Origin of the sequence: Propionibacterium cyclohexanicum (assembly GCF_900111365.1) — a bacterium.
GTDB lineage: Bacteria > Actinomycetota > Actinomycetes > Propionibacteriales > Propionibacteriaceae > Propionibacterium > Propionibacterium cyclohexanicum.
Genome location: NZ_FOGZ01000030.1, coordinates 1 through 26,776, shown reverse-complemented (window position 1 = coordinate 26,776; position 26,776 = coordinate 1). Strand labels below are relative to the sequence as shown.

Annotated in this window: 25 protein-coding genes and 1 pseudogene; 14 read left to right on the top strand and 12 right to left on the bottom strand. The window is 66.7% G+C overall.

The window, feature by feature from the left end; translation table 11 throughout:
- Positions 1–194: 194 nt before the first annotated feature.
- Complete coding sequence (locus tag BMX93_RS11495) at positions 195–2,318, bottom strand: HelD family protein (protein ID WP_091971189.1); 2,124 nt, start codon at positions 2,316–2,318, stop codon at positions 195–197.
- 311 nt (positions 2,319–2,629) lie between these two features.
- Here BMX93_RS11495 and BMX93_RS11490 point away from each other — a divergent pair, with 311 nt between their 5' ends.
- Both BMX93_RS11490 and BMX93_RS11485 read left to right on the top strand, forming a co-directional pair.
- Complete coding sequence (locus BMX93_RS11490) at positions 2,630–4,012, top strand: dicarboxylate/amino acid:cation symporter (RefSeq protein WP_091971187.1); 1,383 nt, start codon at positions 2,630–2,632, stop codon at positions 4,010–4,012.
- An 89-nt stretch (positions 4,013–4,101) separates the two neighbouring features.
- Positions 4,102–4,677: an NUDIX hydrolase gene (locus BMX93_RS11485; RefSeq protein WP_091971185.1), complete on the top strand. Its 576-nt coding sequence runs from the start codon at positions 4,102–4,104 to the stop codon at positions 4,675–4,677.
- Positions 4,678–4,730: 53 nt separating this feature from the next.
- Here the strand turns inward: BMX93_RS11485 and BMX93_RS11480 are convergent, their stop codons facing one another.
- The 3 genes from BMX93_RS11480 to BMX93_RS12805 all read right to left on the bottom strand — a co-directional run bounded on the left by BMX93_RS11480 (position 4,731) and on the right by BMX93_RS12805 (position 9,523).
- On the bottom strand, positions 4,731–6,413 hold the full coding sequence (locus tag BMX93_RS11480; protein ID WP_091971183.1) for a DNA repair helicase XPB: 1,683 nt from the start codon (positions 6,411–6,413) through the stop codon (positions 4,731–4,733).
- Positions 6,414–6,584: 171 nt separating this feature from the next.
- Positions 6,585–8,732 carry a helicase-associated domain-containing protein gene (locus BMX93_RS11475; protein WP_143052908.1) on the bottom strand — a complete coding sequence of 716 codons (2,148 nt, stop codon included), beginning with the start codon at positions 8,730–8,732 and terminating at the stop codon, positions 6,585–6,587.
- On the bottom strand, positions 8,729–9,523 hold the full coding sequence (locus BMX93_RS12805) for a hypothetical protein (protein ID WP_143052907.1): 795 nt from the start codon (positions 9,521–9,523) through the stop codon (positions 8,729–8,731). The genes BMX93_RS11475 and BMX93_RS12805 overlap by 4 nt, the downstream gene beginning before the upstream one ends.
- Positions 9,524–9,729: 206 nt before the next feature.
- On the opposite strand from BMX93_RS12805, the gene BMX93_RS11470 reads away from it, so the two are divergent.
- Positions 9,730–10,116, top strand: a complete 387-nt coding sequence (locus tag BMX93_RS11470) for a cold-shock protein (protein WP_091971191.1) — start codon at positions 9,730–9,732, stop codon at positions 10,114–10,116.
- A gap of 3 nt (positions 10,117–10,119) precedes the next feature.
- Complete coding sequence (locus tag BMX93_RS11465; protein WP_091971180.1) at positions 10,120–10,899, top strand: DUF3027 domain-containing protein; 780 nt, start codon at positions 10,120–10,122, stop codon at positions 10,897–10,899.
- Positions 10,900–10,975: 76 nt separating this feature from the next.
- On the opposite strand, the gene BMX93_RS11460 is transcribed toward BMX93_RS11465, so the two are convergent.
- Positions 10,976–11,248 carry a DUF2530 domain-containing protein gene (locus BMX93_RS11460; protein ID WP_143052906.1) on the bottom strand — a complete coding sequence of 91 codons (273 nt, stop codon included), beginning with the start codon at positions 11,246–11,248 and terminating at the stop codon, positions 10,976–10,978.
- 77 nt (positions 11,249–11,325) lie between these two features.
- On the opposite strand from BMX93_RS11460, the gene BMX93_RS11455 reads away from it, so the two are divergent.
- The gene (locus tag BMX93_RS11455) at positions 11,326–12,852 is read left to right on the top strand and encodes an NCS2 family permease (RefSeq protein WP_091971176.1); all 1,527 of its coding nucleotides are present in this window, start codon (positions 11,326–11,328) and stop codon (positions 12,850–12,852) included.
- Here BMX93_RS11455 and BMX93_RS11450 read toward each other — a convergent pair.
- Positions 12,807–13,526, bottom strand: a complete 720-nt coding sequence (locus BMX93_RS11450) for a hypothetical protein (RefSeq protein WP_091971174.1) — start codon at positions 13,524–13,526, stop codon at positions 12,807–12,809. The genes BMX93_RS11455 and BMX93_RS11450 overlap by 46 nt on opposite strands.
- 132 nt (positions 13,527–13,658) lie before the next feature.
- On the opposite strand from BMX93_RS11450, the gene BMX93_RS11445 reads away from it, so the two are divergent.
- Positions 13,659–14,015, top strand: a complete 357-nt coding sequence (locus BMX93_RS11445) for a hypothetical protein (protein WP_091971172.1) — start codon at positions 13,659–13,661, stop codon at positions 14,013–14,015.
- Here BMX93_RS11445 and serC read toward each other — a convergent pair whose 3' ends face one another.
- Positions 14,016–15,137 carry a phosphoserine transaminase gene (gene serC / locus BMX93_RS11440; protein WP_091971170.1) on the bottom strand — a complete coding sequence of 374 codons (1,122 nt, stop codon included), beginning with the start codon at positions 15,135–15,137 and terminating at the stop codon, positions 14,016–14,018.
- Between the two features lie 134 nt (positions 15,138–15,271).
- Here serC and BMX93_RS11435 point away from each other — a divergent pair, with 134 nt between their 5' ends.
- Positions 15,272–15,961 (top strand): metal-dependent transcriptional regulator, encoded by a 690-nt coding sequence (locus BMX93_RS11435; protein ID WP_091971168.1) that lies wholly within the window; start codon positions 15,272–15,274, stop codon positions 15,959–15,961.
- A gap of 76 nt (positions 15,962–16,037) precedes the next feature.
- Positions 16,038–16,373 carry a thioredoxin gene (gene trxA / locus BMX93_RS11430; protein WP_091971166.1) on the top strand — a complete coding sequence of 112 codons (336 nt, stop codon included), beginning with the start codon at positions 16,038–16,040 and terminating at the stop codon, positions 16,371–16,373.
- A 104-nt stretch (positions 16,374–16,477) separates the two neighbouring features.
- On the opposite strand, the gene BMX93_RS11425 is transcribed toward trxA, so the two are convergent.
- Both BMX93_RS11425 and BMX93_RS11420 read right to left on the bottom strand, forming a co-directional pair.
- Positions 16,478–17,329, bottom strand: a complete 852-nt coding sequence (locus BMX93_RS11425; protein WP_091971164.1) for a MurR/RpiR family transcriptional regulator — start codon at positions 17,327–17,329, stop codon at positions 16,478–16,480.
- Complete coding sequence (locus tag BMX93_RS11420) at positions 17,326–18,057, bottom strand: HAD family hydrolase (RefSeq protein ID WP_091971162.1); 732 nt, start codon at positions 18,055–18,057, stop codon at positions 17,326–17,328. Before BMX93_RS11420 ends, BMX93_RS11425 begins: the two co-directional genes overlap by 4 nt.
- A gap of 263 nt (positions 18,058–18,320) precedes the next feature.
- On the opposite strand from BMX93_RS11420, the gene BMX93_RS11415 reads away from it, so the two are divergent.
- The 4 genes from BMX93_RS11415 (at position 18,321) to BMX93_RS11400 (ending at position 22,842) form a co-directional block, all read left to right on the top strand.
- Positions 18,321–19,202 carry a carbohydrate ABC transporter permease gene (locus BMX93_RS11415; RefSeq protein ID WP_177170220.1) on the top strand — a complete coding sequence of 294 codons (882 nt, stop codon included), beginning with the start codon at positions 18,321–18,323 and terminating at the stop codon, positions 19,200–19,202.
- Between the two features lie 22 nt (positions 19,203–19,224).
- Positions 19,225–20,532: an ABC transporter substrate-binding protein gene (locus BMX93_RS11410; protein WP_091971158.1), complete on the top strand. Its 1,308-nt coding sequence runs from the start codon at positions 19,225–19,227 to the stop codon at positions 20,530–20,532.
- 76 nt (positions 20,533–20,608) lie between these two features.
- On the top strand, positions 20,609–21,445 hold the full coding sequence (locus BMX93_RS11405; protein WP_091971156.1) for a carbohydrate ABC transporter permease: 837 nt from the start codon (positions 20,609–20,611) through the stop codon (positions 21,443–21,445).
- A complete protein-coding gene (locus BMX93_RS11400; RefSeq protein WP_091971154.1) occupies positions 21,442–22,842 on the top strand; it encodes an MBL fold metallo-hydrolase in 1,401 nt (466 codons plus the stop codon). Before BMX93_RS11405 ends, BMX93_RS11400 begins: the two co-directional genes overlap by 4 nt.
- 57 nt (positions 22,843–22,899) lie before the next feature.
- Here the strand turns inward: BMX93_RS11400 and BMX93_RS11395 are convergent, their stop codons facing one another.
- The 3 genes from BMX93_RS11395 to BMX93_RS11385 all read right to left on the bottom strand — a co-directional run bounded on the left by BMX93_RS11395 (position 22,900) and on the right by BMX93_RS11385 (position 25,044).
- On the bottom strand, positions 22,900–23,472 hold the full coding sequence (locus BMX93_RS11395; protein ID WP_091971152.1) for an HdeD family acid-resistance protein: 573 nt from the start codon (positions 23,470–23,472) through the stop codon (positions 22,900–22,902).
- 628 nt (positions 23,473–24,100) lie between these two features.
- On the bottom strand, positions 24,101–24,379 hold the full coding sequence (locus tag BMX93_RS11390; RefSeq protein WP_177170219.1) for a hypothetical protein: 279 nt from the start codon (positions 24,377–24,379) through the stop codon (positions 24,101–24,103).
- Complete coding sequence (locus tag BMX93_RS11385) at positions 24,376–25,044, bottom strand: nucleotidyltransferase family protein (RefSeq protein WP_177170218.1); 669 nt, start codon at positions 25,042–25,044, stop codon at positions 24,376–24,378. Before BMX93_RS11385 ends, BMX93_RS11390 begins: the two co-directional genes overlap by 4 nt.
- Positions 25,045–25,924: 880 nt before the next feature.
- On the opposite strand from BMX93_RS11385, the gene BMX93_RS12995 reads away from it, so the two are divergent.
- Both BMX93_RS12995 and BMX93_RS13570 read left to right on the top strand, forming a co-directional pair.
- Positions 25,925–26,086 (top strand): hypothetical protein, encoded by a 162-nt coding sequence (locus BMX93_RS12995; protein WP_177170217.1) that lies wholly within the window; start codon positions 25,925–25,927, stop codon positions 26,084–26,086.
- A 241-nt stretch (positions 26,087–26,327) separates the two neighbouring features.
- A pseudogene (locus tag BMX93_RS13570) lies at positions 26,328–26,588 on the top strand (Abi family protein); the annotation flags it as partial.
- Positions 26,589–26,776 lie beyond the last annotated feature (188 nt).

The following is a 26,776-nucleotide window of genomic DNA, read 5'->3' as shown; positions in this document are numbered from 1 at the left end:
AACGCCGATGGTACTGCAGGGGGAACCCTGTGGGAGACTAGGACGCCGCCACACACTCAAGCTCCCCTCCACCCACCAGCGGAGGGGAGCTTTTTTTATGCTCTCTGGTGTGCTGGTGTGCTGGTGTGCTGGTGTGCTGGTGAGGAGGTCGGCTCCGCGATCGCTGGCCTGCCAGCGCTCATTCGAGTGAGTGCTCATTCCTGTAATTCGGCGGGCAGCATTTCGTGATGAACGATGACCAGGCTCGTCACTGCGCGGCTCAGGCAGATATACAGGACCCGAAGGCGACGGATCCGTTCTTGCTCCTCCTCGGCCCCGCTCGGCGGCGCGTCCGATGGAGTCGGCGGCTCGAGACGCCCCGATGTGCTCGACTCCCGCACTATCGAGGCGGGCTCCACAAGCAGGACATGATCGAACTCCAGCCCCTTGGCTGCGGACGCAGGGACCAGGCTCAGCCTGGAGGACGCACCTGCCGGCGCGCCGGGACTGACTGTCTGCCCCGGCCGAGTTCGCGGCAGCAGCCGGGCGTCCATGAGGGACTGCTCGAGCGACTCCCTGTCGGGGTCGGCGCCGATGATGCCCACCGTGCCCGGCCTGGCCAGTAGGGTACGGGTCCGCGTGATCATGGCAGGAATGAGCTCAGGGACACGATCGACGGTCAATCCGTGTGCGCTGCGGCGCACCGATGTGGGCGCCGAGAGACCCGGCGCGATGATCGGCAGCAGCCGCGTCGCGTAGTCGAGGACCTCGCCCGGGACGCGAAATCCCTCGGTGAGTTCCACAACCCTGCCCTCGGGTTTGCCGGTGTGGGCCAGGGCTGAATGCCACGAAGCTGAGCCCCAGGCAGTGGTGGCCTGGGCGAGATCGCCGAGCAGGGTGAGCGAGCCAGTTGATGCGCGTCGTCCGAGGGCTCTCAACTGCATGGCGGACAGATCCTGGGCCTCGTCCACGATGATGTGACCCAGGCTTGGGGTGCGGGCCAGCTGATCGTTCGCCTCGTCGAGCAGCGCCAGGTCCGCGCTTGTCCACCGGACGGCACTCGACGCCCGCACCGGCTTGTGGGCGAGCAGGAGCCGCTGCTCGTCGTCAGTGAGAATTCCGTTGGCATGTTCGGCGAGGAACCCGGCGTCGTTGAGCATGCGGGCGACGAGCTGACGGGCAGTCATCGGGGGCCACAGCTTCTTCGCACAGGTCTTCACCGCGGCGCTTCGGGCCACGGTGCGCTGCGTCCGGTCGTCGGTTGCAAGACCCTCGGATCCCATCTGGGCGAGCACCGCGTCGGAGAGCAGCAGGGGCAGGGCCTGGCGTCCCGCATCGTAGCGAATACCTCTCCCGATGAGGCGCTGCACACAGTGGTCGATCGCCTCGGCATCGACCCGCCAGGTGCGCGATCCACGGGCCACCGCCAGGGGGCCGCGTGCAGGGCAGACACCGGCCCACAGTGCCCGGGAGATGACCTGGGCCATCCTCGGATCGCCCTTGAGCGCTGCGAGATCGCAGAGCTCCGTGCCCCTCACCTCCACTCCGCTGCTCGCGCTCAGCAACGAGTCAATCGTCTCCTGGGTGGCATCCACCTCCCCGAGTGCCGGCAGCACGTTGGCGATGTAGTCGAGGAAGGAGCGGTTCGGCCCCACGACGAGAACCCCGGTACGCGACAGCTGGCTGCGGTAGGCGTACAGCAGGAAGGCCGCGCGGTGCAGGCCGACAGCGGTCTTCCCCGTTCCCGGCGCCCCCTGGATGGCCAGGGAGCTGGCGAGCTCGGTCCGAACCAGGACATCCTGCTCTGGCTGGATCGTCGCGACGATGTCCCGCATCGGCCCCGAGCGCGGGCGCTCGATCTCGGTCCGGAGAATGGCCGAGATCCCGGCATGGTTGCTCTCGCTGGCTGCGAGGTCCTCGTCCTCATAGGCAGTCAGCCGGCCAGCTTCACTGCCAAAGCGCCTGCGCAACCGAACCCCCATCGGTTCCTTCCTCGAGGCGCGATAGAACGGCAGGGCCAGCGGCGCCCGCCAGTCGATCACCAGCGGATCGCCCCCGACCTCGGTGCTCACATGTCGTCGCCCGATATGACAGATCTCGTCCTGTTCGGCTCCCAGGCTGGTGTCGTAGTCGATACGGCCGAAGAACAGCGGTACATCGGGCAGATCCTGCAGCGTCTGGACACGCCGATAGAGCGCCTGGCGCAGGGACGCGGTGGAGACCGCATTGCCCGCCGTCGCGGACTCCCAGGAAGCAGTGTCCTCGCGCATCTGGCGCAGGGCCTGCCGGGACCGGGTGAGGTGGGCCTGCTCAAGAGCAAGGACGTGGTCGGCTGTCATGGTGAGCTCCTCGGAAAGGACGAGCGAGTTATGTTACACCGCGTTTGATATCGCCCGGTTTCGGGTGGTTATCATGGGCCGCGTTGGACGATATGTGCCTGGTATGTGCCTGGTCGCGGTGACGTGGCCGGGGCCCGGACTGTAGGGATAGCGGTATGAGGGGCTTCTTCTGGCGGCGGTTGCAGATCGATATCTGCCTGGTCGCCGAGTGTGCGTGTCTGGCCTGAACCGGTTGTGGCGCCGTGGCTGTTCTTGAATTGTTACGGTGCGTCTTTCTGCCGTCTCCCCTCTTCCAATAAGAAGGAAAACCCATGCCTGCATCGTCGATTGCGAAAACTGCCGGGAACAATTCTCAAAGGGGTCCGCTGATCCATCTGTCATTCGGTGTGAAGGTGCTCATCGGCTTGGCCGTCGGGATCGTCCTCGGTGCGGTAGCGCGGATCGCCCACCTCGAGTGGCTCGCCACCACGCTCAGCACCGTCGGCTCGGTCTTCGTCACGCTGCTGCGTGCTGTTGTCGTGCCGCTCGTCCTGTTCGCCCTCATCGTCTCCGTCTGGAATCTGCGCAAGGTGGCGAATGCCGCGAAGCTAGCGGTGAGCACGCTCGTGTGGTTCGCCATCACCTCGGCAATTGCCGTCACCATCGGCTTGGTCATCGGGATCATCGCCAATCCTGGTCGTCACGCGGCAGTCAATACCTCTGGGGCGCGGGCCGTGGACACCACCGGAAGCTGGCTCGATTTCCTGAAGTCCATTGTGCCGGGAAATGCGCTCGGGGCGACCGTCACGAATTCCGTCTCCGGCAGTGGCGGTAGCCTCACCGTGACGGGCACGGTCGGTTTCAACGTTCTCCAGGTTGTGGTCATCGGCATTGCCCTGGGTGCTGCCGCACTGGCTGTCGGGCAGAAAGCAACGCCGTTCGTCGACTTCTCCGCGTCCGCCTTGGAGATCTTCCAGAAGATCACCTGGTGGGTCATTCTCCTGAGCCCGATCGGATCCGCCGGCCTCATCGGCAAGGCAATCGCCAGCTATGGCTGGGGTCTCGTGCGTCCTCTCGGGGTCTTCACGATTTCTGTCTACCTGGGGTGCCTCCTCGTGCTGTTCGGTGTGTATCCCGCGCTCCTGGCGCTCCATGGGCTACCGCCCCGGCACTTCTTTGCCGGAGCCTGGCCGGCCATTCAATTGGCCTTCGTCTCACGTTCGTCAGTGGGCACGCTGCCGGTCACCGAGCGCAATGCCATTGCTCTCGGAGTGCCTCGGGAGTACGTGTCCTTCGCTGTCCCGATCGGGGCGACGACAAAGATGGACGGCTGCGCCGCGATCTATCCCGCGCTGGCCGCCATCACCGTTGCGCAGTTGTTCGGGATCCATCTGGCCTGGAGCGATTACCTGCTCATCGCCTTCGTCTCAATCGTGGGCTCGGCAGCAACTGCCGGGCTCACCGGGGCATTCGTGATGCTCACTCTGACGCTGTCCACGATCGGGCTGCCTCTCGAAGGAGCCGGCCTCCTGCTCGCCATCGATCCGATCCTCGACATGGTTCGTACCGCGACAAACGTCGCTGGGCAGATCGTCGTTCCGCTCATCGTCTCCAAGCGGGCCGCCATCCTGGATCAGGCGGCATATGAGGCAGATCGCTCTCTCGGCGCCAATGCTGGTTTCCCGGGATCCGCCGATGAAGCTGTGCCGGTGTGAGCCTCTCACTCGAGGCACAGGCCACGCTCCGGATCTCCCCCCACGTGCCCTGCAAGGAGCCCTCGCTCACCGACGGCTAGTCTGACGCCATGACCTCCGGTGTCAGCAATCCCGACGACATGCCCCACCGCAGCTTCGTCACTGTGCTGCCGCAGAACCGGCCGGTGCGCACGCGTCGGGCCAGCCGAGTGCTCGTGCTCGCCGGGGACCGGGTGCTGCTGGAAGAGGACACCGACCCGGGCTGCCCCGGCATCACCTGGTGGGTGACCCCTGGGGGAGGCGTGGACGCCGGCGAGGACTTCCGCCAGGCAGCGGTGCGTGAGCTGCGGGAGGAGACCGGACTGCACATCGGCCACGATGACCTCGAGGGCCCGGTCGGGCGGCGCGTCGCCCACCACGGCTACTCCGACCAGGTTCTCGTCCAGGAAGAGTTCTTCTTCATCGTGCGCACCGCCAGATTCCGGGTGGACACCTCCGGATACACCCCCGAGGAGAGACAGACCCTGGCCCGGACCGCCTGGCTCACCCGCGATGAGCTCGCCGAGCGGATCGTCTGGCCCGAACTCCTGCCCCGGCTGTGGGATATCGCGCCGGGAGAGTTCCTCGACATGGGCCACGTCGAGGAGTCCACCGTGCCGCTCACGTCATCGCAGCGTGACTTCTGAGCACTTGGAGCGCACCGCGCCGAGACGGCCGACTGGACGGCGCAACCCGCCGCTCAGCCCTCGTCGGCCTCGGCCGACACCTCGGACGCGGCAATGATGCGGTACGCATAGCCCTGCTCGGTGAGGAAGCGCTGGCGGTGCTGCGCGAAGTCCGCATCCACCGTGTCGCGCGCGACAACCGTGTAGAAGTGCGCCGTGTTGTCATGGCCCGCGCCATGCCCCGCCAGCCGCTGCTTGGGGCGCAACAGCCGCCCGAGCCGCTGAGCCTCCTCCTGCCGTGAGCCGAACGTTCCCGACACCTGGATCGCCACCTGGGCGGCCGGCAGATCGATCGAGAAGTTGGCCACCTTGCTCACCACCAGCAGGTCGATGGTGCCGTCCCGGAACTCCTGGTAGATCACCTCGCGGCGGTGGTTAGGGGTGTTCCCGCTGATGATCGGGCAGTCCAGACGCTGCGCCAGCTCCTCGAGCTGATCCACGTACTGGCCGATGACCAGCGTCGGAGTGCCCCGGTGAGCGCGCACCAGAGCCTCGATGACGGCATCCTTCGAGGCCGCGGTGGAAGCCAGCCGATGGCGCACGTCGGGCTCGGCCATTGCGTATGCCATCCGCTCGTCCTCGCTCAGGTCGACCCGGACCTCCACGCAGTCCGCTGGGGCGATCCAGCCCTGGGCCTCGATCTGGCGCCAGGGGGCGTCATAGCGTTTGGGACCGATGAGGCTGAACACGTCTTCCTCGCGGCCGTCCTCGCGCACCAGCGTGGCGGTCAGCCCCAGTCGGCGGCGCGCCTGCAGATCGGCAGTCATCCTGAACACCGGCGCCGGCAGCAGGTGCACCTCGTCGTAGAGCACCAAACCCCAATCGCGGGCGCCGAACAATTCCAGGTGGGGGTGGAGCCCGTTCCGCTTGGTGGTGATGACCTGGTAGGTGGCGATCGTCACCGGACGGATCTGCTTCCTGGCCCCCGAGTACTCGCCGATCTCGTCCGCGCTCAGCGTGGTCCTGGCGATCAGCTCGTCGCGCCACTGGCGGGCCGAGACGGTGTTGGTCACCAGAATGAGCGTGGTGGCTCCCGCCAGAGCCATCGCCGCAGCCCCGACGATGGTCTTTCCCGCACCGCAGGGCAGCACCACCACCCCCGAGCCGCCCTCCCAGAACGCCCGGGCGGCCTCGCGCTGATAGGGGCGCACTGCCCAGCCGTTCTCCACGAGCGCGATCGGATGGGCCTCACCGTCCACATATCCGGCGACATCCTCGGCCGGCCAGCCGAGCTTGAGCAGCACCTGCTTGAGGTGGCCGCGTTCGGACGGATGGACGAGCACGGTGGCCTCGTCGATCGCCGCACCGATCAGCCCTTTCGTGCGTGCGCTGCGCCGCACCTGGGTCAGCACCGCGCTGTCGGTGGACGTGAGAACCAGCCCGTGTGCCGGGTCCTGGTCGATGCGCAGGATGCCATAGCGGCCCATCGTCTCGGCGATGTCCACCAGCAGATTCGCCGGCACCGGATACTTCGAGAAGCTGAGCAGGGCATCCACCACCTGCTCGGCGTCGTGGCCGGCCGCCCGGGCATTCCACAGCCCAAGCGGAGTCAACCGGTAGGTGTGCACGTGCTCGGGCGCGCGCTCCAACTCGGCGAAGGGGGCGATGGCTGCGCGGGCCTCGGCGGCCAGGGGATGATCGACCTCGAGCAGCACCGTACGGTCCGACTGGACGATGAGTGGTCCGTCGTGAGTCATGGCGCCCTATTATGGCGCGTCATTGTGGCCCGTCAGGCAAGCCACCCGGATCCGGCAAGCCACCCGGATCCGGCAAGCCACCCGGATCCGGCAAGCCACCTGGGCCCGGAAGCTGCAGCGATCCACCGGCGCACCCGCGATCGCGCGTCCATGGCCGCGTACGTGGTCTGCTCAGGTGTGCTCGGCGGGATCGACACCGATGATTCGCGCCACCGGGATGCTCAGCCTGCCCGCGCCGCGACGCACGATGTGCGCCAGCCCCGAGTCCACGGACAGGACCCTCACCAGCGCGGTGCGCGTGGCGCCATCGCTATCGGCCCACTCGAGGCCGACCCAGCGGTCCTGCTCGTGGGCGGCCGCGAGCGCGGCCAGGATCGCTTCGGGCGTCATGCCGCGGGCCTGCCGGCGAAGCAGCCTCGCCGCCAACTGCGCGGTGTCCACTGCTGCCGGTTCAGCCGGTTGCCCGGCAGGGGCGGGTGCTCGCCGGGCCGGTGGCGTGGTGAGCACCGCGCCCTCATGATCCTGGGCGATCGGCGCCAATCCGCGCCGGCGCAGGAAGCTCACGAGCTCTTCGGGCTCGGCGCTGGAACCGAGCACCCCCGGCGCCAGGGCCGCGAGACCCAGCTGTGGCGCCTCGCGAGCGGCCAGCAGCCCGGCTGCTGTCGCCTCGTCGTCGACCTGCACGACGGCTGTGACGGCCATGACGCGCAGCTGGCCATGCCGTCGTGAGGTGTCGTCGATGAGCGCACGCAGCGGCTCGGGCAGGGCAGCATCCGGCCCCTCCGCATTGTGTTCGCGCAGCCATCCGATGAGCGCCTCGCGGCTCCATCCGGCGTCGAGGGCGGCGCGCACCGACGCGGCCGTGAAACGGAAGGTTGCCGTCGCGCCATGGGATTCGCGGACGGCGAGGAGGGAGGCGGCCCGGTCGGTCGCGTGGTCGAGCGGGGCGGGAGCCACGGCACTGAGATCTGACTGCAGGATGAGCGTCGAGCCGAAGGGCGCGAAACCCGGATCGGGATGCCCGTCGGGCAGCGATGCCAGCACGGTCGAGCGCCCGAATGCGACCATCCCGAGCAACTGGGCCTCCCGGAACAGTTGCCCGGCCATCTGCTGCCAGTCCACTCGTGACCAGGACGGATGGCGCCAGGCGAGGCGCGCTCCGAGCCCGGCAGCGTCGAGGGATGTCCCCGGATCCGCTGTGGTCAGCTCGGCCCTGGCGGCGGCCCGCAGCGCAGCAGAACGGCGCTCGTCGGCCGCCTGCGGCCACCAGCCCAGCGTTTCCCAGACCGACCGCAGATGCAGCCACCGGTGGTAGGAGTCCAGGTCGAGGAAGCTGTCGAACAGTGGTGTCGCAGCGAGGACCGGCCCGTGTTCGACGAGCATCCGCCCACCCCGCGCCATGGCGACTGCGAACTCTGCGGCGTCCGGGTCACCGACCAGCCGGGTCAGCGCTGCCATCTCCTTCTTCGGGATGCCTCCCGTGCGTAGATGCCGCGGAGTGCGTTCCGCGAGGTCATCGAGCACGGCCACGACGTGACTGACGAATTCCTGTGCCGACCCGATGGCCGCCCGGTCGACGAGGACCACCGCCAGATCGGCTCCGAGCCGGGTGCCGGGCGTGCCCCATGACGGTACCGATGCCGGCATGGGATCACGCACGAGAAGCCCTCCGCGCAGATGCAGCGAGACCTCTCGGGGCAGGATCACCTGGTCGGGCCCGAGGGGACGCAGCAGCCGGTAGGCGAGCAGCAGGTCGATCGTGCTGTCTGCACTGTCCACCGTCACCGGGCGATCGGCATGCTGGACCGTTCCGGTGGGCGGCCCCCACACCAGCTTCTGGAGGATCTCGCGGCCTGCGGAGCCCACCGCATCGAGCGCCTTGACGATCGCCGCAGCCGCCATGGGCTCGGGCGATGGCCCGGCCAGGCCGGCTGGCCAGGTGCCGAATGCTGCGCGGGCTGCCTGTGTCAGATGAGGCGGTTCGCCCCAGCACAGGGCCAACCCCCTCAACTGCTGGATGGCGTCCTGCACCGCCTGGGTCTTCTCGGGCATGCCCAGGCCCGCAGCAATCCGATCAGCTCCGGCGCTCTCGCCGCCCACCTCCAAGGCAGCCATCGCGCGGGCGCATTGCAGGGTCCATGCGTCCAGGTTCTCCAGCGCGCGGTGGGTGGACGCCTGGCTGGAGCTCCGCTCCACGACCTCGTCGAGGTTCACCGGGGCCGGATGAGTCAGGTCCGGGCGGCGGCGCAGCAGCTGAGCCAGATCGGTCTCGCTGAGTTGACGGAGGGTGTCTGCCAGGGAACGCGGGGCCGGATTCACCGGCGTCCCCGGCGCGAGAGCGTGGCATGCATGACCCAGGGGCAGGCCACGAGCATGCCCAGGCACAGCCAGCGCGCTGCCCCCACGGCCAGCGACATGGGGTCCACCAGCTGCGCGAGGAGGGCGATGAAGATCAGGCCGGCCACCACCAGCACCGCGACCAGGTAGACGCGCCGCAAGGCGATGGCCGTCGCAGGATTGAGCATGCTGAGGATCCATGCCCCCAGCAGCGCCAGCAGGCTCAAGGGAGCAATGGCTGCGCCCACCGCCAGACAGATGAGCATGGGCCAGCCCGCTGCACGCAGGGTCTGTGCCAGGCCGATCTCCTGCGAGGGTGCCGCACGCCGATCCGCGGGCGGCAGGGGATTCCCGCTGGGAGGGGGCAGCCGGGAGAGGTCCTCCGACGCTGCGATGCCCGACAGCCCCGTGGAGCGCAGGCCGCTGGAGGAGTTGACGAGGAACGGCGCCCGAGGATCACGAGGACCGCTGGTGGCCGAGATCAGCTGCTGCACCTCGTCGAAGGGCCGCAGTGGGTCGCGTGAATCGCTCGGAGCCGAGTTCAGCGAGTCGAGCTCAGGCCCCGGTGCGACGGTCAGGTCATCGGGACGTGGCCGCGCGTCAAGGGGTTCGGGCACTACGGGTGCCGAACGCGCCAGTGGTTCGACCACGGGCGCTGCGAACCCCACAGGCGGGGTGTGCGGGCCCACCGAGTCGATGTCGGCACCCAGTGGGACGTGGTAGCCGGGATCGTCGAGTACGGCCATCTCGCTGCCCCCTGCACCTCCTGACATGAGGCCCAGTCTAGGAGCGCCCCACGACAGCACGAGGATGTGGCGCCGCTGCCTCCGGGTGCCGCGCCCGGGTGCTGCCGCAGCCCCCTCACCGTCATGATGGCCATAGTGTGCGAGGCCGATATCCTGGGTAGAGGCTCTGCGTCCGATCCGGCGCGGAACACGACGGGGCCACCGATCGGTGGCCCGGGAGAAGTGGGGTGACGATGCCAAGCGGCAAGGTGCGGTTCTTCGATGCCGAGAAGGGCTTCGGGTTCATCACGAAGGACGACGGTGACGGGGAGGTCTACTTCCGCTCCACAGTGCTTCCCGAAGGGGTGACCAACCTCAAGCGGGGCCAGCGTGTCGAGTTCGGTGTCATCGAGGGGCGCCGGGGTGAACAGGCCCTGTCCGTCCAGCTCATCGCCGCGCCGCCCTCGCTGTCCAAGGCGACCCGCCGCAAGCCCGAGGACCTGGCGGTGATGATGGAGGATCTCATCAAGCTGCTGGATGGGTTGTCGAACGGCTACCGGCGGGGACGCCACCCGAACTCGGGTCAGGCTGCGAAGATCGCCACGATGTTGCGTGGTGTTGCCGACGAACTGGAGAAGTGAGAGATGGCAACGACGAGATCGGCCGCCAAGACAGACACCGTGCTGGCGGCCGCAGTGGAGATTGCCCGCGCGGCCGCGCAGCACCAGGCCCGCGATTTCGGGGTTGGCGAACACCTCGGCTTCGCCCTGGAGGGCGAGCGCGTCCTCACGCACTACTTCGCATGTCCGCATCCTGGGTACGTGGGCTGGCACTGGGCGGTCACCCTGACCCGTACGCCGCGCTCGCGTACTGCGACTGTCGACGAGGTGTTGCTGCTGCCCGGCGACGGGGCGCTGCCGATCCCGGCCTGGCTGCCGTGGTCGCAGCGGGTGCGTCCCGGGGATGTGGCCCCCGGCACTCTCATGCCCACTCCCGACAACGACGAACGCCTCGAGCCGGGCTTCACCGGTGGTGAGATGGCACCGGACGAAGATCCCGCGGAGTGGTCCGAGACCCGGGCGATCGCCTCGGAACTCGGATTGGGGCGCGAACGCGTGCTCAGTGCCGCCGGGCGCACCCTGGCTGCCGAGCGGTGGTACTCGGGCGATGGCGGCCCCGACAACCCATCGACCCAGCAGGCTCCGGGGCGGTGCCTCAGCTGCGGTTACTTCCAGGCCATCTCGGGCTCGCTGGGCCAGCAATTCGGCGTGTGCACCAACGAGTACTCGCCCCGCGACGGCAGCGTCGTGAGCCATGACCACGGCTGTGGCGGGCATTCCGATGTCGTGGCCGACGAGCGCGGCATCGAGCTGTCCGCCCCGGTTTACGACACCATCACTCTCGACGAATCACTGTTCGACTGAGCTTTCGCTCGCTGTGGTCGCGCACCTCGCCTGGGCTGGGCAGCCCGGGCCGAGCGATGAGTACTGCGAGGCGGACTCAGGCCCGGGATCTGCGGCGCCGGCGCAGCCAGCAGTAGCCGGCGCCGCCCAGCCCGATGACGATGCAGCACAGTCCCACCCAGAACAGCCAGCCGTGGCCCGCATCCGCCAGATCGCCATAGCGGGTCGCCGTGACGGCGGTGAACAATACTGCGGGCACTGTGCCGGCGAGGAACACTCGCACACCGTCCTCGTGCAGTGGGGGGATAGGCGCCTGGACGAAGAATCGTTCCTTACCGGAGCGGGTTGGCTGTCCAGATTGTGGCGGCATGGTCACAGGCTAGGCCCTCTCACTGCTTTCACTACGATTGCGCCATGGTCTCGCAATCCCCGGGAAACACCCCCAATATGACACAGAATGCAGCGTCCGGCTCCTTTGTGGAGCGATGGTTCGAAATAACCCGTCGCGGCTCGAGCATGTCTCGCGAAGTGCGCGGCGGCTTGGTCACCTTCTTCGCAATGGCCTACATCCTCGCGCTCAATCCGCTGGTCATCGGAACCGCCGTTGATTCCCGGGGCAACCTGGTGAGCGGCGCCCCCAAGTACACCGATGCCGCCAAGAAGGTGGTCGACGGCGCCGCGGTGTCACACTCCATCGCCATGGTCGCTGCGGCGACGGCGCTCATCGCCGGTCTGATGACGATCCTCATGGGCGTCCTCGGACGCTACCCGATCGGCCTGGCCACCGGGCTGGGGCTCAACGCCATGATCGCCTATGTCATTGCCCCGACCACCACATGGCCGCGCGCCATGGGCATGATCGCCATCGAGGGCATCATCATCACCGCGCTCGTGCTCACCGGATTCCGGGAGGCCGTGTTCCGAGCGGTCCCGCGGGAACTGCGGGTGGCCATCTCGGTCGGAATCGGCCTGTTCATCACCTTCGTCGGCCTCGTCGATGCCCACGTCGTGACGCCTGCCTCCGGGACGCCCGTGCAACTGGGCCTCAATGGCTCACTGGGCACCTGGCCCGTGCTCATCTTCGTCATCGGCCTTTTCGTATTGCTCCTGCTGTTCATACGCAAGGTGCGCGGCTCGATGCTCATCGCCATCATCGTGGCCACTGTGCTGGCGATGATCCTGCAGGCCATCGTGCACGTGCCGAGCCTGCTTCCCGACGGAACCACCAATCCACGAGGATGGGCGCTGAACGTGCCGAGCTGGCCCGGGCTCTCGGCCTTCACCGCGCCCGATCTCGGGCTGCTGGGACGTGTCGACATCATCGGTGCCTTCGCGGGCAGCGACGGCCGGTTCAGTGCAGCGAGCATCCTCACGACTGTCATGCTCGTCTTCTCCTTGCTGCTCGCCGACTTCTTCGACACGGTGGGAACCGTTGTCGCGGTCGGCGCCGAAGGGAAGCTGCTCAACAAGGAGGGTGAGCCGCCGCGTCTGCGCGAAATCCTGCTTGTCGACTCCCTCGCCGCCCTCGCCGGTGGCCTGGGCTCCACGTCGAGCAACACCTCCTACATCGAATCGACGGCAGGTGTGGCCGAGGGCGCCAGGACGGGCATCGCCTCGATCGTGACCGGCGTGCTCTTCCTCGCTGCCGTCTTCCTGTCGCCCTTGACGAATATGGTGCCCTCCGAGGCGGTCGCGCCAGTGCTCATCATCGTCGGTTTCCTCATGATGCAGCAGGTCGCCCAGATCAACTGGGACGCACTCACCGAAGCTCTGCCGGCGTTCATGACGATCGTCCTCATGCCCTTCACCTATTCGATCACGGTGGGCATCGGCGCCGGTTTCATCACCTTCGTCGCGCTGAAGATCTTCCAGAACAAGGCCAAGGACGTCCGCCCGCTCATGTGGGTGGTGAGCATCCTGTTCGTCATCTACTTCGCCCAGGGAGTCATCACCAAGCTCGTGGCGGGCGCCTGAGGAACCGAGCTCGCTGAGCGCTGGACCCGGCCCGGCCCGTCCTGCCACCCCACAGTGAACAGGTCGGGCTCGGGCCGGCCGTGAGCCCGGGCCACCGAGCCCCACTGCCCGAAACGGCCCAACAGGCCGGTGAGTGGCGCAAGGGCCGCCACGGTCTGCGAGTCGAGGGCGGTCAGGCGAGGCGCCATCTCGCCCCAGCCTGCCAGGACGTGGTGGCCGCGGACATATCCGATGTGCATGCCAGGGGCGGGCCGCAGCGGGATCTGCGCATCGCGGCCCCACAGCTGTGCCAGGCTGTAGCGGCTGGGCAGGCCCGCCACAGCGAGCTGGAAGTCCCAGGCGCTCAGCTGTTCGGAGCTGGCGGCGATGTGGCAGTGATCCCAGCACAGCGCGGACAGCCAGGACACCACGACCTGCCAGGCGCTCGCCAGCCGATCGGGTTCGACGTAGTGGCCGGCGATGAGCGCTTCGAGTTCGGAGGCGTTGAGGGGTGCTGGGCCGGTGTCGGCGAGCCTTTGCCGGTGATGGCTCGCGTGGGCGTGTTGACGAGGGGCTGGGACGGGTGCCGGCTGCGACGAGGCGATTCCACGCAGCCGGGCCGCAATTTCGGGAGTCGCACCGAACAGCTCGCGCACCTCGTCGATTCCGATCGCGAACAACAGCGTTGTTGCCATATCACAACGCTAGTTGACCTGGGCCCGGCGCGCCGCCGATCGGTGTCCGGGGCTCGTGCGGCAGACCTGGACGAGCAAGCTGCCGGTGGCTTCGCCTAGAGTCGTGCTGTCTGCCTACCGAAGGATCCGACCATGACGGCGCACCACCACCCCGCAATCGCAGCACGCATCAGGGCCGGGATCTCGGCTGCGGTGCTCGCGGTGAGCCTGGGGATGCCGGTGGCCGCGCAGGCCCAGACCGCCGAGCCCAGCTCCTCGGGGTCCAGCATCCAGGCACCAGATTCCCAACCCGGCCAGTCCTCGCATGCCGTGGCATCCCCGGCGCCGGGAGCGTCCGAGAGCCAGCACTCCGCTGCCGAGGCGAGCCCGGACAGCTCCCCGCTCAGCCGCGCGAAGACGGTGACCGCCCTCGTGCTGGTCGTGCTGCTGGCCGCCGCGGCCGCTGGGGTGGCCTATCTGCGCTCGGGGCGCGAGAACACGACGCGCTGATCAGACAATCTCGCCGAGCACCCAGTCGATGCAGGCGGTGAGGCGAGACACGTCATCGGGATCGACCGAGGTGAACATGCCGACGCGGATCTGGTCGGTGCCCAACTTGCGATAGGGCTCCACGTCGACGATGCCGTTCTCGCGCAGGATGCGGCACAGCCTCGGCGCGTCGACGCGCTCGTCCATGACCACCGTGCCGACCACAGGAGAGCGCAGCGCGGGGTCGGTGACATAGGGCCGGGCGAGTTCGTTGTGCTCGACCCACTCGTACAGCCGGCGCGACGATTCGCGGGTACGCGCCGCTGCGAAGCCCAAGCCGCCGTTGTCCATGATCCAGTCGAGCTGGGCGGCGAGCAGGACGAGGGTGGCAATGGCCGGGGTGTTGAGAGTCTGGTTCTTCGCGGCATTCTGCGCAGCCAGCGAGAGATTGAGCGTATCCGGCACCCAACGACCGTCGGGAGCTGAGGTCAGCTCGTCGGCTCGCTGCAGCGCAGCCGGCGAGCACAGCGCGATCCACAGCCCGCCGTCGGAGCTGAAGTTCTTCTGCGGGGCGAAGTAGTACACATCGGCGTTGCGCACATCAGCGGCCAGCCCTCCCGCAGCGCTCGTGGCGTCGATGAGCACCAGGGACTCCCGGTCAGCCCCGTCGAGAGGGCATACCGGCATGGCGACGCCGGTCGACGTCTCGTTGTGGGCCCAGGCGTAGACATCGGCGTCCGGATCGATGTCGGGCAGACAGCCCGAGCCGTACGCCACCTCGCGGACCGCTGGCTTGTCCAGCCAGGGTGTCCGCGAGACTGCCGAGGCGAACTTGTGGGTGAACTCGCCGTAGACGCCGTGGGAGCTGCGCCGGCGCACCAGGCTCACGCAGGCCAGATCCCAGAAGGCCGTGGACCCACCATTGCCGAGCACCACCTGCCAGTCGTCGGGCAGCCCGTACAGTGCCGTGAGCTGCGAGCGGATGTGGCCGACAAGATCCTTCACCGGTGCCTTGCGGTGCGATGTGCCCAGCACGCGGCTGCGGGCCAGCGTTTCGAGTGCCTCGGGACGAACTTTCGCGGGCCCCGATCCGAAACGCCCGTCGGCAGGGAGCAGCTCCTGGGGGATCCTCAATTCACTCACCCGAGGATTCTGCCACCGCTGCGGCGCAGAGCCGACATCGGTGAGCAGGCGCCGGGTGAATCGCGTGCGCCCGCCGGTGCCGTCATGGGCGGGGACTATCCTGGCCGGGTCGCAGGCGACGGAGGAGGCGAGGGATGAGCGAACTCATCGACACCACGCAGATGTACCTGCGGACGGTCTATGAGCTGATCGAGGCCGGCATAGAGCCTCGCCGTGCCCGGATCGTGGAACGGCTGCACCAGGCAGGCCCCACCGTCTCCCAGACGGTGGCGCGGATGGAGCGCGATGGTCTGGTCTTCCTGCGCGACGGCCGCACGATCGCGCTGACGGACGAGGGATTCGCCGAGAGCCGCAATGTGATGCGGCGCCATCGGCTGTCCGAATGCCTCATCGTGAATGACATCGGGGTCGACTTCCACGGTGCCCACGAGGAGGCATGCCGTTGGGAGCATGTGATCAGCGAGCCGGTGGCCGAGAAGATGGCCGCCATGCTTGGTGCACCCCGGTTCACTCCCTATGGGACGCCCATCCCCGGCTCCGACGACCAGGACATTCCTTTGCTCGACCTGCTCGGCACCGATCTCGCGACAGCGGTGGGCAGTGGCCTCGCCCAGGCCGAGTTCGTGCTGGTGGACGAGCATGCCCAGTGCCAGCCTCGGCTGCTCGCCGAACTGCAGGAGGCCGAGATAGTGCCGGGGACTGCGGTCCAGTTGGCCGGCGAGAGGGAAGATTACCTGTTGACCACTGCCTCGGGTGCCCGGGTGCATGTGCCGCAGGAATATGGTGGTTCGCTACGGGTGAGGGCGATCGGTCCGACGGAATAAGCGCGCGAGTGCTGCGCGTTGCGTGGGTGTTCGGTGACTCATCCGAGCATCGGACCCCACTGCGTGAAAGGACATCATGGCCACCACTGCGCTGACCCAGGACACCTTTGAGAAGACCGTCACCCAGCCGGGGGTCGTGCTCGTCGACTTCTGGGCTTCCTGGTGCGGTCCATGCACCCGTTTCGCCCCGGTCTACGACGCCGCGAGCGACAAGCACTCCGACATCGTCTTCGGAAAGGTCGACACGGAGGCCGAGCAGGAACTCGCCGGGCAACTCGACATCCAGGCGATCCCGACGCTCATGGCGTTCAAGGACGGCACCTTGATCTTCCGCAATGCGGGCGCGCTCAACGGTGCCCAGCTCGAGCAACTCATCGGACAGGTCGTCGAGTACCAGCCCCAGGACGCCTGAGCGCCCCGGCAACATCGGGAATCGCGTCCGAGCCGGCCCAGCCTGCTGGGCTATGCCTCGTCCAAGATCCCGGCCGGGATGACAAACACCTGGACGACAACGCCCTAGTCGTCCAGGTGCTCGGCGATCATCCCGAGATTGCCGCTGCGGGCCTGTTGCGCGGGGGCGCCGCGCAAGGTGGCCACCGCACCGACCATCGCCTCGAGCACTATCGCCTGCGGGATGCGCGTCGTCGAGCTGAGCTCGTCGGCGAAACCAGCACCCGGCATGGCGACCACGAGGCAGACATCGGCCCGTGAATCAAGGGGGCTCGGGCGGCAGCCCGTCACCGCGATGACCTGGGCACCGGCAGAGCGGCCGGTCTCTGCCACCCTCAGGGAGTCGTGGTGGGCGCCCGAGCCGCTGCACACCAAGATGGCGTCCTCGGCTGTCAGCAGGCCTGCACAGACCTGCTGGCTGATTGGATCGGCGACGTGCTCGGCGCTGCGCCCTATCGAGTTGAAACGGGCCGCGGTGTCCAGAGCAAGGCCTGCCGACAGGCCATTGCCGATCACCAGCAGCCGCCGTGCCCGGGCCAGCACAGCCGTGGCCCGGTCCACCTCCCGGGTGTCGAGGAGGGCAGCCATGGAGGATGCCTCCTCGCCGGTGCGGGTGAAGGCATCGAGCACCAGATGCGCTCCCGATCTGGACCCGGAGACCGCCGTGGCCGGGTTGTGCTCCTTGGCGATCGCCACCCGCAGTTGCGTGTAGCCGGCAAATCCCAGGTGCTGTGCCACCCGGACCGCAGTGGCCCGCGAGGTGCCGGCGCGCTCGGCCAGTTCCTGGCTGTTCAGTTCGACCGCGGCGGCGGGAGAGGCGAGCAGGACCCGTGCGACCGCCTGCTCCGCGGGGGTCAGCGAGGGCAGCGTTGCGGCGATCGTGGCCAGCACCTGGCCGTTCGGCGGGCTCTGCGTCATGAACCCTCACCGTAGCGGGACGCGAATGTGCGCGGCGAGATCGACCACTCGACGAGGGCATCGCGGATGCTGGCCAGGTCGGGGCCGGTGAGATCGGCCGGCCGGGGGTCGAGCCTCAAGGGATTGAGCCAGGCTGTGCACCAGCCCAGGCGCAGCGCCGGCTCGATGTCATTGACCCAGAAGTCACCCACCGACAGGCAGGCCTGCGCCGGAAGCTGACCCTGCAAGCTGGCCAGGATCGGCGCGAAACCGGCCGGTTTCGCGGCCGAGCCGATGACCCGGTCGAGGCGCGCGCTCAGCTGCAATGCGTCGAGGACCGCTTCCGAGCTTTCCCGCGGAGAGTTCGTCACCAGCACCCTTCGCACGCTGCCTGCCATCCCATCGAGCATGGACGCCAGGCCCTCGGGTGCCCAGATCTCGCCGGGATGCTCCGCAAGCCATTGCCGGCTGAGTTGATAGGCGGCGTGGTTCTGCTCGGCGGACAGGAAGCGGCCGCCCAAGTCCGCGACAAGCGCATATCCATCCCCGTAGGAGCTGTGCGGGGTCTCGCCGGCCAGGTATGCGTCCAGCGCCTCCAGCAGGACTCGCGCCCGGGGGGCGGCCAGCTGCTCGGCGGTGGCCTGCGCATAGGCCCGCACCGGACCATCGCCGACGCACACCGTGCCGTCGAAGTCGAGGACGAGGACCGCATGGGCGGCTGCCGCTGGAGCCGTAGAGGGGGGAGTCACCGGGCCAGCATAGGGAATCTGAACGATCTGTTCGTAGTCATTGTGTCTCTGGACGAATGTTTCCTAATGATCGCCGGGCGTTCACTTGCAGGACACCTTCGACCCCCCTGAGCGCCACCTGCGCGTCAGATCATCTGTGATGACGGCGGCGTCGCGACGCAGGACGCCGCTGACCAGCGAGGCCGGAGGAAAGAGGCGAAACGATGGCGCAGCTGCTCGATCCTGTGGCCACGCGAAGCCGCTCGATGCGGAGCGGGAGACCCGTGAAACGGGCCCTGACCTCGCGGTGGGCCTATCTGTTCGTATTGCCTGCCCTGCTCGTCTTCCTCGTCTTCAGCATTGGGCCCACGATCTTCGCCTTCGCCCTGAGCCTGTTCAACTGGAACTACCTCAATGCCGCGATGAGCAAATTCGTCGGCCTGAAGAACTACGTCGATCTCGTGAAGGGCACGCGCGATCCGAGCTTCTGGTCGACGATGTGGACGAGCGCCCAGTTCGTCATACCGATGGTCGTCGGCGGCACCGTCATCTCGCTGCTCTTGGCCCTCCTGCTCTCGGGCAACTCCCCGGTGCTCTACGGTGTACGGACCGCGGTCTTCCTGGCACATGTCACCCCGTTCGTCGGCGTGAGCATCGTCTGGGTGTGGCTGTTCAATCCCCGCTACGGCCTCGTCAACGCCGCCACCGCGCTGTTCGGGATGGCTCCCAGGGATTGGCTGGGGGACCCCAAGACGGCGATGTTCGCCATCGTCGTCTTCTCGCTGTGGCACGAGGTCGGTTTCACGCTCATCATCTTCCTCGGTGGCCTCACGACGCTCGACAAGACCCTCAGCGAGGCAGCCCAAATCGACCGGGCGAACAAGCTGCAGGAGATCTGGTATGTCATCTTGCCCCAGCTGCGTCCCTACACCATATTCGTCATCGTCATCTCCACCGTGTTCAGCCTCCAGGCGTTCACCCAGTTCTTCGTCATGACCGGGGGCGGTCCGGGATTCTCCACCGCCACGCTTGGCTTCGCCGTCTATCAGCAGGCATTCATCTACCGCAAGACCGGCTATGCCGCAGCACTGGCCGTCGTGCTCTTCGCGCTCACGGCAGTGCTCTCGCTACTTCAACTGAGGGCGTCCCGGAACACGGGACGCTGACATCCCATCGAGTGAGGAATCCATGACAAGAAATCCCATCCGTGGTTTGGCGACCTTGCTCGTCGCCGGATCCATGGTGCTGCTGAGCGCCTGCAGCGGGAGCACCGCGGGCAGCACCCCCAGCGCCTCGGCGCTGCCATCGCTCGACCCCAGCAAGCAAACCACCATCACCTTCATGGAGGCGATGAGCTCGGGAGCCCAGCAGGCGGCCCTCAAGAAGATGACAGCCGATTTCGAGGCCCAGCACCCCAATGTCACGGTGCAGCTGCAGGAGCAGCCGAATTACGGGGCCTTGCAGACCAAGATCACAGCCCAGGTGGCGGCGAACTCAGCCCCGACCATCGCCCAGGTCTACGAGAACTGGGCCGACGAACTGAGCAGCAGCAATGTCATCGTGCCACTCGACGAGTATGTGGCCTCCTCGAAGGATTACAAGGACTTCTATTCCGGCATCCAGGCCGACATGAAGCTGCGCGACGGCAAGAACTGGATGTGGCCCTTCAACAAGTCCGTGGTCGTCCAGTACTACAACGAGAGCCTTGTTCCCAAGGCCCCGGCCACCTGGGGCGAGTTCGCGCAGACCGCGAAGTCGGTGAGCAAGAATGGCGTTGTCGCCCTGTCCATCGACCCCGGCAGCGAGACCTCCCCGGCCGGGGGCACCGCGCTGTTCGAGATCCTGGCCGAGTCCTTCGGCACCCCGGTGTTCGCCAAGGACGGCACCCCGCAGTTCGACTCCGATGCGGCCAAGAAGGCGCTGAACTACCTGGTCGACCTCAAGAAGAGCAATGCCCTGGCGCTCGGCACCAACTATCCGGGCCAGACTGCGCTGGGCAACCAGACTGGAGCCTTCGACGTCTCATCGGTGGCCAGCTATCCGTTCAACCAGAAGGCGGTCGGCGGCAAGTTCGTGATGGGGGTGGCTCCGCTCCCGGCCGGCACGGCGAAGACCGCCAATCAGCTGGCCGGCACCAATATCGCGATGTTCAGCTCGGCCGACGACCAGCAGAAGGCCGCCGCCTGGGCCTATATGCAGTTCCTCACCTCACCTGCCGAGATGGCCTACTGGGCATCCCAGACTGGCTATCTGCCGGTGGTCAAGACGGCGATGGATGAGCAGGCCATGAAGGACTACCTGGCCAAGAACCCCTGGGTCGGCGATGTCGTCAAGCAGCTGGACACGGCCACCCCGCTGCCTCCGGTGAGCTATGTGAACAAGGCCTCCGGTGCCCTCTCGACGGCCATCTCGTCCGCCGTGAACGGAACCGCCTCGGTGGACGATGCGCTCGCACAGGCGCAGGCGGCCGGCAAGAAGGCGGCCAGCGAGAGCTAGCCGGGCAGCACCGCTCGTTGATCGGGCCGGGGCCGGCGTCGTGCCGACTCCGGCCCACCGCTCGAAGGGGGAACACATGGCACGCAGGAGTTCGCGGAAGCGATGGCTGTCGGGGCTGCGGAATACCGCCGCCGCGCTCATCGGGCTGGCGTGGCTCGTCCCCCTGCTGTGGATGTTCCTGTCGAGCGTGAGCAATGATGCCGACGTGTACCGGGTGCCGCCGAAACTGTGGCCCGCGTGGAACTGGGGCAACTACGCCAGGGCATGGGCAGCGCGACCATGGCCGCGCTATTTCGCGAACACCCTCATCATTGCGCTCAGCGTGGTGGCATTCACGCTCGTCACCTCCATACTCGCTGGATTCGCCTTCGCCCTCATGCGGTTCCGCGGCTCCAAGACCCTCTTCTATGTCGTGATGAGCGTCATGATGGTGCCGCAGACGGTACTGCTCATTCCCAATTTCATCCTGGCCCACACCACCGGGCTCTATGACACCTACTGGATCCAGATCCTGCCGTGGGCAGCCAGCGTTTTCGGCATCTTCCTGCTGCGCCAGACCTTGTCCGCGCTGCCGACGGAGATCTTCGAGGCCGCCGAGCTCGATGGTGCCGGGCCGGTCTCGATGCTGGTGAGAATCGCCGCTCCGCTGGCGGTGCCGAGCCTCATCCTCATCGGCCTCAACACCTTCATGGGCTCATGGAGTTCCTTCGTGTGGCCCTATCTCATGACCCAGAACGACACCGTGCGCCCCATCGAGGTGGGTCTTCAGGCCTTCTACGGGGCCGAGGGAACCGACTGGACAGGCCTGTCGGCAGCGGTGACCTTCACGACACTGCCGGTCGTGATCTTGTTCTTCAGTCTCCAGAAGTACTTCGTCCAGGGAGCGTTCAGCACGCAGGGGGCCGTGCAGTGAGCGCGATCGCAGGACGGGCCACAGCAGGACGAGCCAGTGGGGGCGCCGAGCCAGGAGCAGGCCAGACCAGTGTTCGGTTCTACGGCGGGCTGCGCGAGATCGGGGCCTCCAAGATCCTTGTCTCGACTGCGCGCGCCCGTGTGCTTCTCGACATCGGACTGCCGATGGGCGAGGGCAGCGAGCTGTTCGGCGGCGTCGTCCACGAAAGGCCGGGGCGCGAGCTGAGTGACCGGCTGCGGGTGAACCAGGCGCCGGGAATACCGGGCCTGTGGGATCCCGCGCTGCTGCCCGAGCAGTCCCCCTTGCGGGCCCGCGATCCGCGGCCCACCGCGCTGTTCATCTCACACGCGCATCTCGACCACATCGGCATGGCCGGCCTGGTGGATCCCGGGATCGCGCAGTGGGCCAGCGGCGAGACGGTACGGCTGTCGAGGGCCTCCGTGTTTGCCGGATACCACTATCTGGGGCGAGAGCCGCAGTTGCAGGCCATCGACTCAACGGTGCAGGTGGGCGACCTTCGGGTGGAGGCTGTGCCCGTCGACCACGATGTGCCCGGCGCCTGCGGATTCATCGTCCACGCGCCCGATGGTGTCCTCGCCTACACCGGCGATCTGAACTTTCACCGGCATGGCGGCAGGAACTCGCTCGCCTTCGCGCAGCGCGTCCATGGTGCATCGATGCTCGTGACCGAGACGACGATGCTGAGCTTCGAGCCGCTGGCCACGGGCCCGGTGCGTACCGAGGACGATGTGCTCTCCATCGCCGGCCAGGCATGTGCCCGGACACCGGGTCTCGCGCTCGTGAGCGTCTACGAGCGGGACGTGGAGCGTTGTTCCGCGCTCATCGGCGCCGCTCGGCGCTGGGGGCGAACGATGGTCTGGCCGGGGGCGGTGGCTGCCTTCCTCGCGGCGATGGGCGTGGAGGGCGTGGTCACCTGGGATCGGACGCGTCCCCAGACGGCCCTCCAGTGCGCTGGCCTCGATGCTGCGCTCGCCGCGGGGCTGACGGTGCAGACTGTCGGCCTCAGCGAGGTTGCCTCGGATCCGGGCGGTTATCTCGTGCAGCTGGACGCGCGGGACATGCCGGCGATGCTCGACCTGCCGGTGGAACCCGGGGCTCCGTGGATTCACGCACAGGGGGAGCCGCTCGGGCCGTTCATGCCCGACTGGGCGCCGTTCCAGGCTTGGCTCAGCGCACTGGGGCTGGTGCGTGTCGATGCCGGATCGACTGGGCATGCCACCGCGGGCGATCTGACCGATTTCGTTGCACACAGCGGCGCCGGGGTGGTCGTTCCACTGCACGGCCGCCATCCCGAACGCCTGCGCCGTCCCGGGCCGATTCTGCTACCCGAGTACGGCCGCGCCTATGCGCTCGACGGGAGTGTGCTGGGCCGCTGAGTCGCTAGATCGGCCCGCGGTGGCCTTCTGTGGCGGGCCGATCTGACGAGGGGGTGCTCACTTCCCGATCGAGAAGGCGTGGCCGATCTGGATCAGGCCGAGGACGAGCAGGGAGATGCCGAGCATCAGCCACAGGAAGGCGCCGCCCCATGCGGGGGAGGTGAGCAGCACGATGCCCGCGACGATGCTGATTGCGCCGAAGACCACCGCCCACACCGAGCGCTGCCCCCAGCTGGACAGCACGGACCCGATTCCCTGCAGGATCCACAGAATGCCGACCGTGATACCCAGGAGGACGGCCAGGCTGGCCGCTGCGGTGCGAAGGTTCGCTAGCATGATGATGCCGGCGACGATGAGAAGGATCGCGGTGACGACGTAGCCGACCCGGCGCAGGGCGTCGGCGCGCCTGGCGAAGATCGCGAGCGCCGCCTGGACAATTCCTGCGATGAGAGCATAGATCGCGAACATCGCCGCCACCACCATTGCGGTGTGCCCTGGCCAGATGAGGATGAGGAATCCGATGACGGCAGTCACGAGGCCACTGAGGCCGAGCGCGATCCGCGCCATATTGGTGAGCTCCTCGAAGGGGCTGTTCTGAACCGTGCCCTGGAGCGGATTCGAATCGGTCATGGCATTCCTTCGTCTGGGTGATCTACGGAAAGGGTTCGGTGGCCCCGTGTCAAGATCCTAGGGGCTCCATGCCTACCGAATCGTCATTGTTTCAGCTTGGTCGGTGAACAGCCGATGACCAATGCCTGTCCCATCACTGGCGGGCCGCTTTCCTGCTTGTCTGCTTGCGGTGCGGGCAGCTCGCGGACAGCCGGACCGTATCGAGAAGCATCCGCCGCCCGGCTCACCCAAGGACCGCGCTCGGGCCTGCGACGAGCTCGAGAGACAGTTTCCGATGAGACTGGTTAGGCGGGACATCTCCGGCGTCCCCGAGGGGGCCTTTCGTCGTCTCAGCGGAGTGCTTGCTCCAGCGATGCCCGCTCTCGGGGGTGAGGTGCTCGAGTCGGGTGCGGAGCCTGTCTCGTTCACCGACGGTGTGCTGGCGACCTCGGCGGGATTCAGCGAGGGCTGCAGGCGATGGCGCGATCGTGGTCTTGAAGGCGGATGGGGCACCACGCCGCTTTCTGGGCGACGAACGTCTCCTCGCGAGCCTTCAGCCCTGGGTCGCAGTCAGCGAGCTATGGCAAGACGCAGAGGAGGGCATCCAGGTTCTTCGTGGATGCCCTCCTCTTGCTTGTCAGGTCAACAATCAGTGTCGTGACGCCAGGTTCCGAGGCTCATCCTTCAGGAAGTTCTTGATGTCGGCCATGGTGCGCCCCTCATCGAAGTAGTTCCGATGGGTCACCTTGATGGTGTCGAGCGAGTCAGAGCCGACCAAGACGATGTCCATGGTCGGAACATCCCGGTTCTCGGCTTCGAGCTCCTCATACTTCTTCAGCGCTCCCGTGGAATCAGTACCGAACGGGAGTACATCGGCCAGCTTCCCACGAGCATGATCGTAGACGAGTAGGAAGTGCTTGATACTCATCTCAGCTCCTCTCTGAAGGCCTTGGATAGTAGTGTCTCATACTCCTCAAGCAACGGCTTCGGGGCGTCCCGACCAGTGTCAACGCAGTCGAGGACCCGCGAGTAGCACTCAAGGAAGACTTGCATCGGGCTCGCGCCATCCATCTTGTAGTTGACGCCCGCGTTCCCGGAGATGTCCTCAACGGTAGTAGCCCACCTGTGCATTGCATGTGTACGTACTTGGACCTCGATCGGTCTCGGGCACTTCCCATACTCCATGATCAGGTGCACGCCACGATAGCCTGACTGTCTCGGCTCAGCGATGTAGTCCCTCACTTGGAGCGTACGATCCATCCCACGCAAGGCCTCCACCAAGGTGGACACATCCTTGCGTCCGGGCAACACCACTCGGCACCCACCGATGTCGTGCATTCGGTTGAGAGCGAGCGTCGGTTCACGTTTCATCTTGTCAAGAATTGTCTGCATTCGCTTGAGCCGCTGGCTGACTTGCCCATCTAGATCGAGCTTCTCTACCCAGTATCTGAGCGAGTTGTTCGCCGAGACAAGGGGACTCCGGAAGGTGGCGCGGTGGGCGCTGATGATCTCGATGGCCTGCGACAGGAGATCCACCCTATCCATACTCTCGCCGCGCATCGCCTTGCGGACGAGTGATCCGGCCTTCTTCACCTGGCTACTGGTGGGGCCTCCAGGAGCGGCCTGTAGCGGACTCACTCCTCCTCGCCCTGGGCTTGGTCCTCTTGGCCGGCCTGGTCTTGGCGCGGGTCCCGGCTGCCCTTGGGCTCGTCTGTCTCGCATGCCAACGTCTCCTCGGCCCAGCCGAGCACCGAAAGATTGACCGGATGGCAAGGTTCCAGGAAGCGAATCACCTGACGGGGAACAAGCCCACGACCTCTGCGAGCACTGCTCCTGGGGGCGCTGTGACACTTCCTTCGTGGCTCCGCTCGCGCTGACGCTGCTCCTGCTCTCTCGATGCGTGAGCATTCCTGCTCGAGCCGCTGATAGCTCCATCCACTCCGGTTGCGATCAATGAGTTCAGCGAGGTTCATGGCTAGAACGTCCTATCGGATGGTGGCGGCCGAAAACTATTCCGCCGATGAGGGTGCCTATCGGTGAACCTATTCTAAGTCCTCGATGGGCGCCTACTAACTCTGCCGCTCATGGAGCTAAAGCGCCGACCAGATGGGAGAGATGGCATCCTGACAGGTGCTTAAAAAGGAGGATTCATGCATCGGATCACACGTTATCCAAGGGGGACATGGATGAAGCTGGTCAGCGCACAGCACCTCCGCTCCTTCGTAGGGCCTGAGCACGATAAGAGGATGAGTTCCCGCAAACTCGCTCGATATTGCAGGCTCCACCCGTCCTTCATCGGTCGCCGTGATCAGCGGGACGCTCGGCGACCAATGCGCCCGCTCGGACCGTGTCGCCGCGCTGCGGTGTGCGGGCTTCACTTGGCCTCACCAGTAGAGGCCAAGTGGTCCGGGAGCACTCCAAGTGCCCTAAACCCCGGTCCGTTCATCGTCCCACACACCACAGGAGTCCTGCCGTGACCGACTACACCGCAACCGGTACCCTCACCGCACCTATCGACGCCGCACGGGAGAAAATAGCCGACAGCCAGTTCGACCGCCTCAACCGCGGTACTCTTTCCGGCGTCCGGATCGCCATCACATGGCTCATCCCCGCGGCCGCCATCCAGCGGCAGTAGACTCTCCGCGGCGAGGCCGCGCACCTCAATGCCCCGTCTCCTTGTGGGGGCGGGACGGTTTTCTGCGTTACAGGGCCCGTGCTCCCTGCAACCTGCCCCTGTCAAATGGCCGGATCCTTCACGAATGGGTCCGGAAGGGCCCTAGCGGGGGGGGTGGGCCGACGAGTTCCACAAAGACGTTCCAGATCGTGAGATCCGGCCAGCGTGAGCATCGAGAGCACGTCTAAGTGCCTATCACCTCGGTAAACATGGCCCAATGGCGCACCTGACCCAGAAGGGCCTCGACGCTGATCTGTGCGGCCAGCTGAATAAGGGACCCAATCACGAGGGCACCAGATATGAGTCTTGGCGACGCGAGTATGACAAGTTGCAGGCCAAGGCGAAGGGTGAGGATTATGTAAGGCACTTTTGCCTGAAATATAACAGTCAGGTACCCGTGTGGGCCGCCGGCGAGTTCATGACAATAGGTTGTGCCATCGCCCTGTACCGGATGATGCTATAAAGGGATGCCAGACAGATAGCGGGCGAACTTGGGGTGAAGAGTAGTGCTGTGTTGTTCGGATTGCTGAAGGCACTCAACGTCGAGCGGAATCAATGTGAAGCGCCCCAGGTTTTCGGCCGCTCCTATGCGGGTTGCGGCTCTCGGTTGAGGGCTGCGTAGTGGGCGTGCTCGAACTCGGCGGGTGTGGC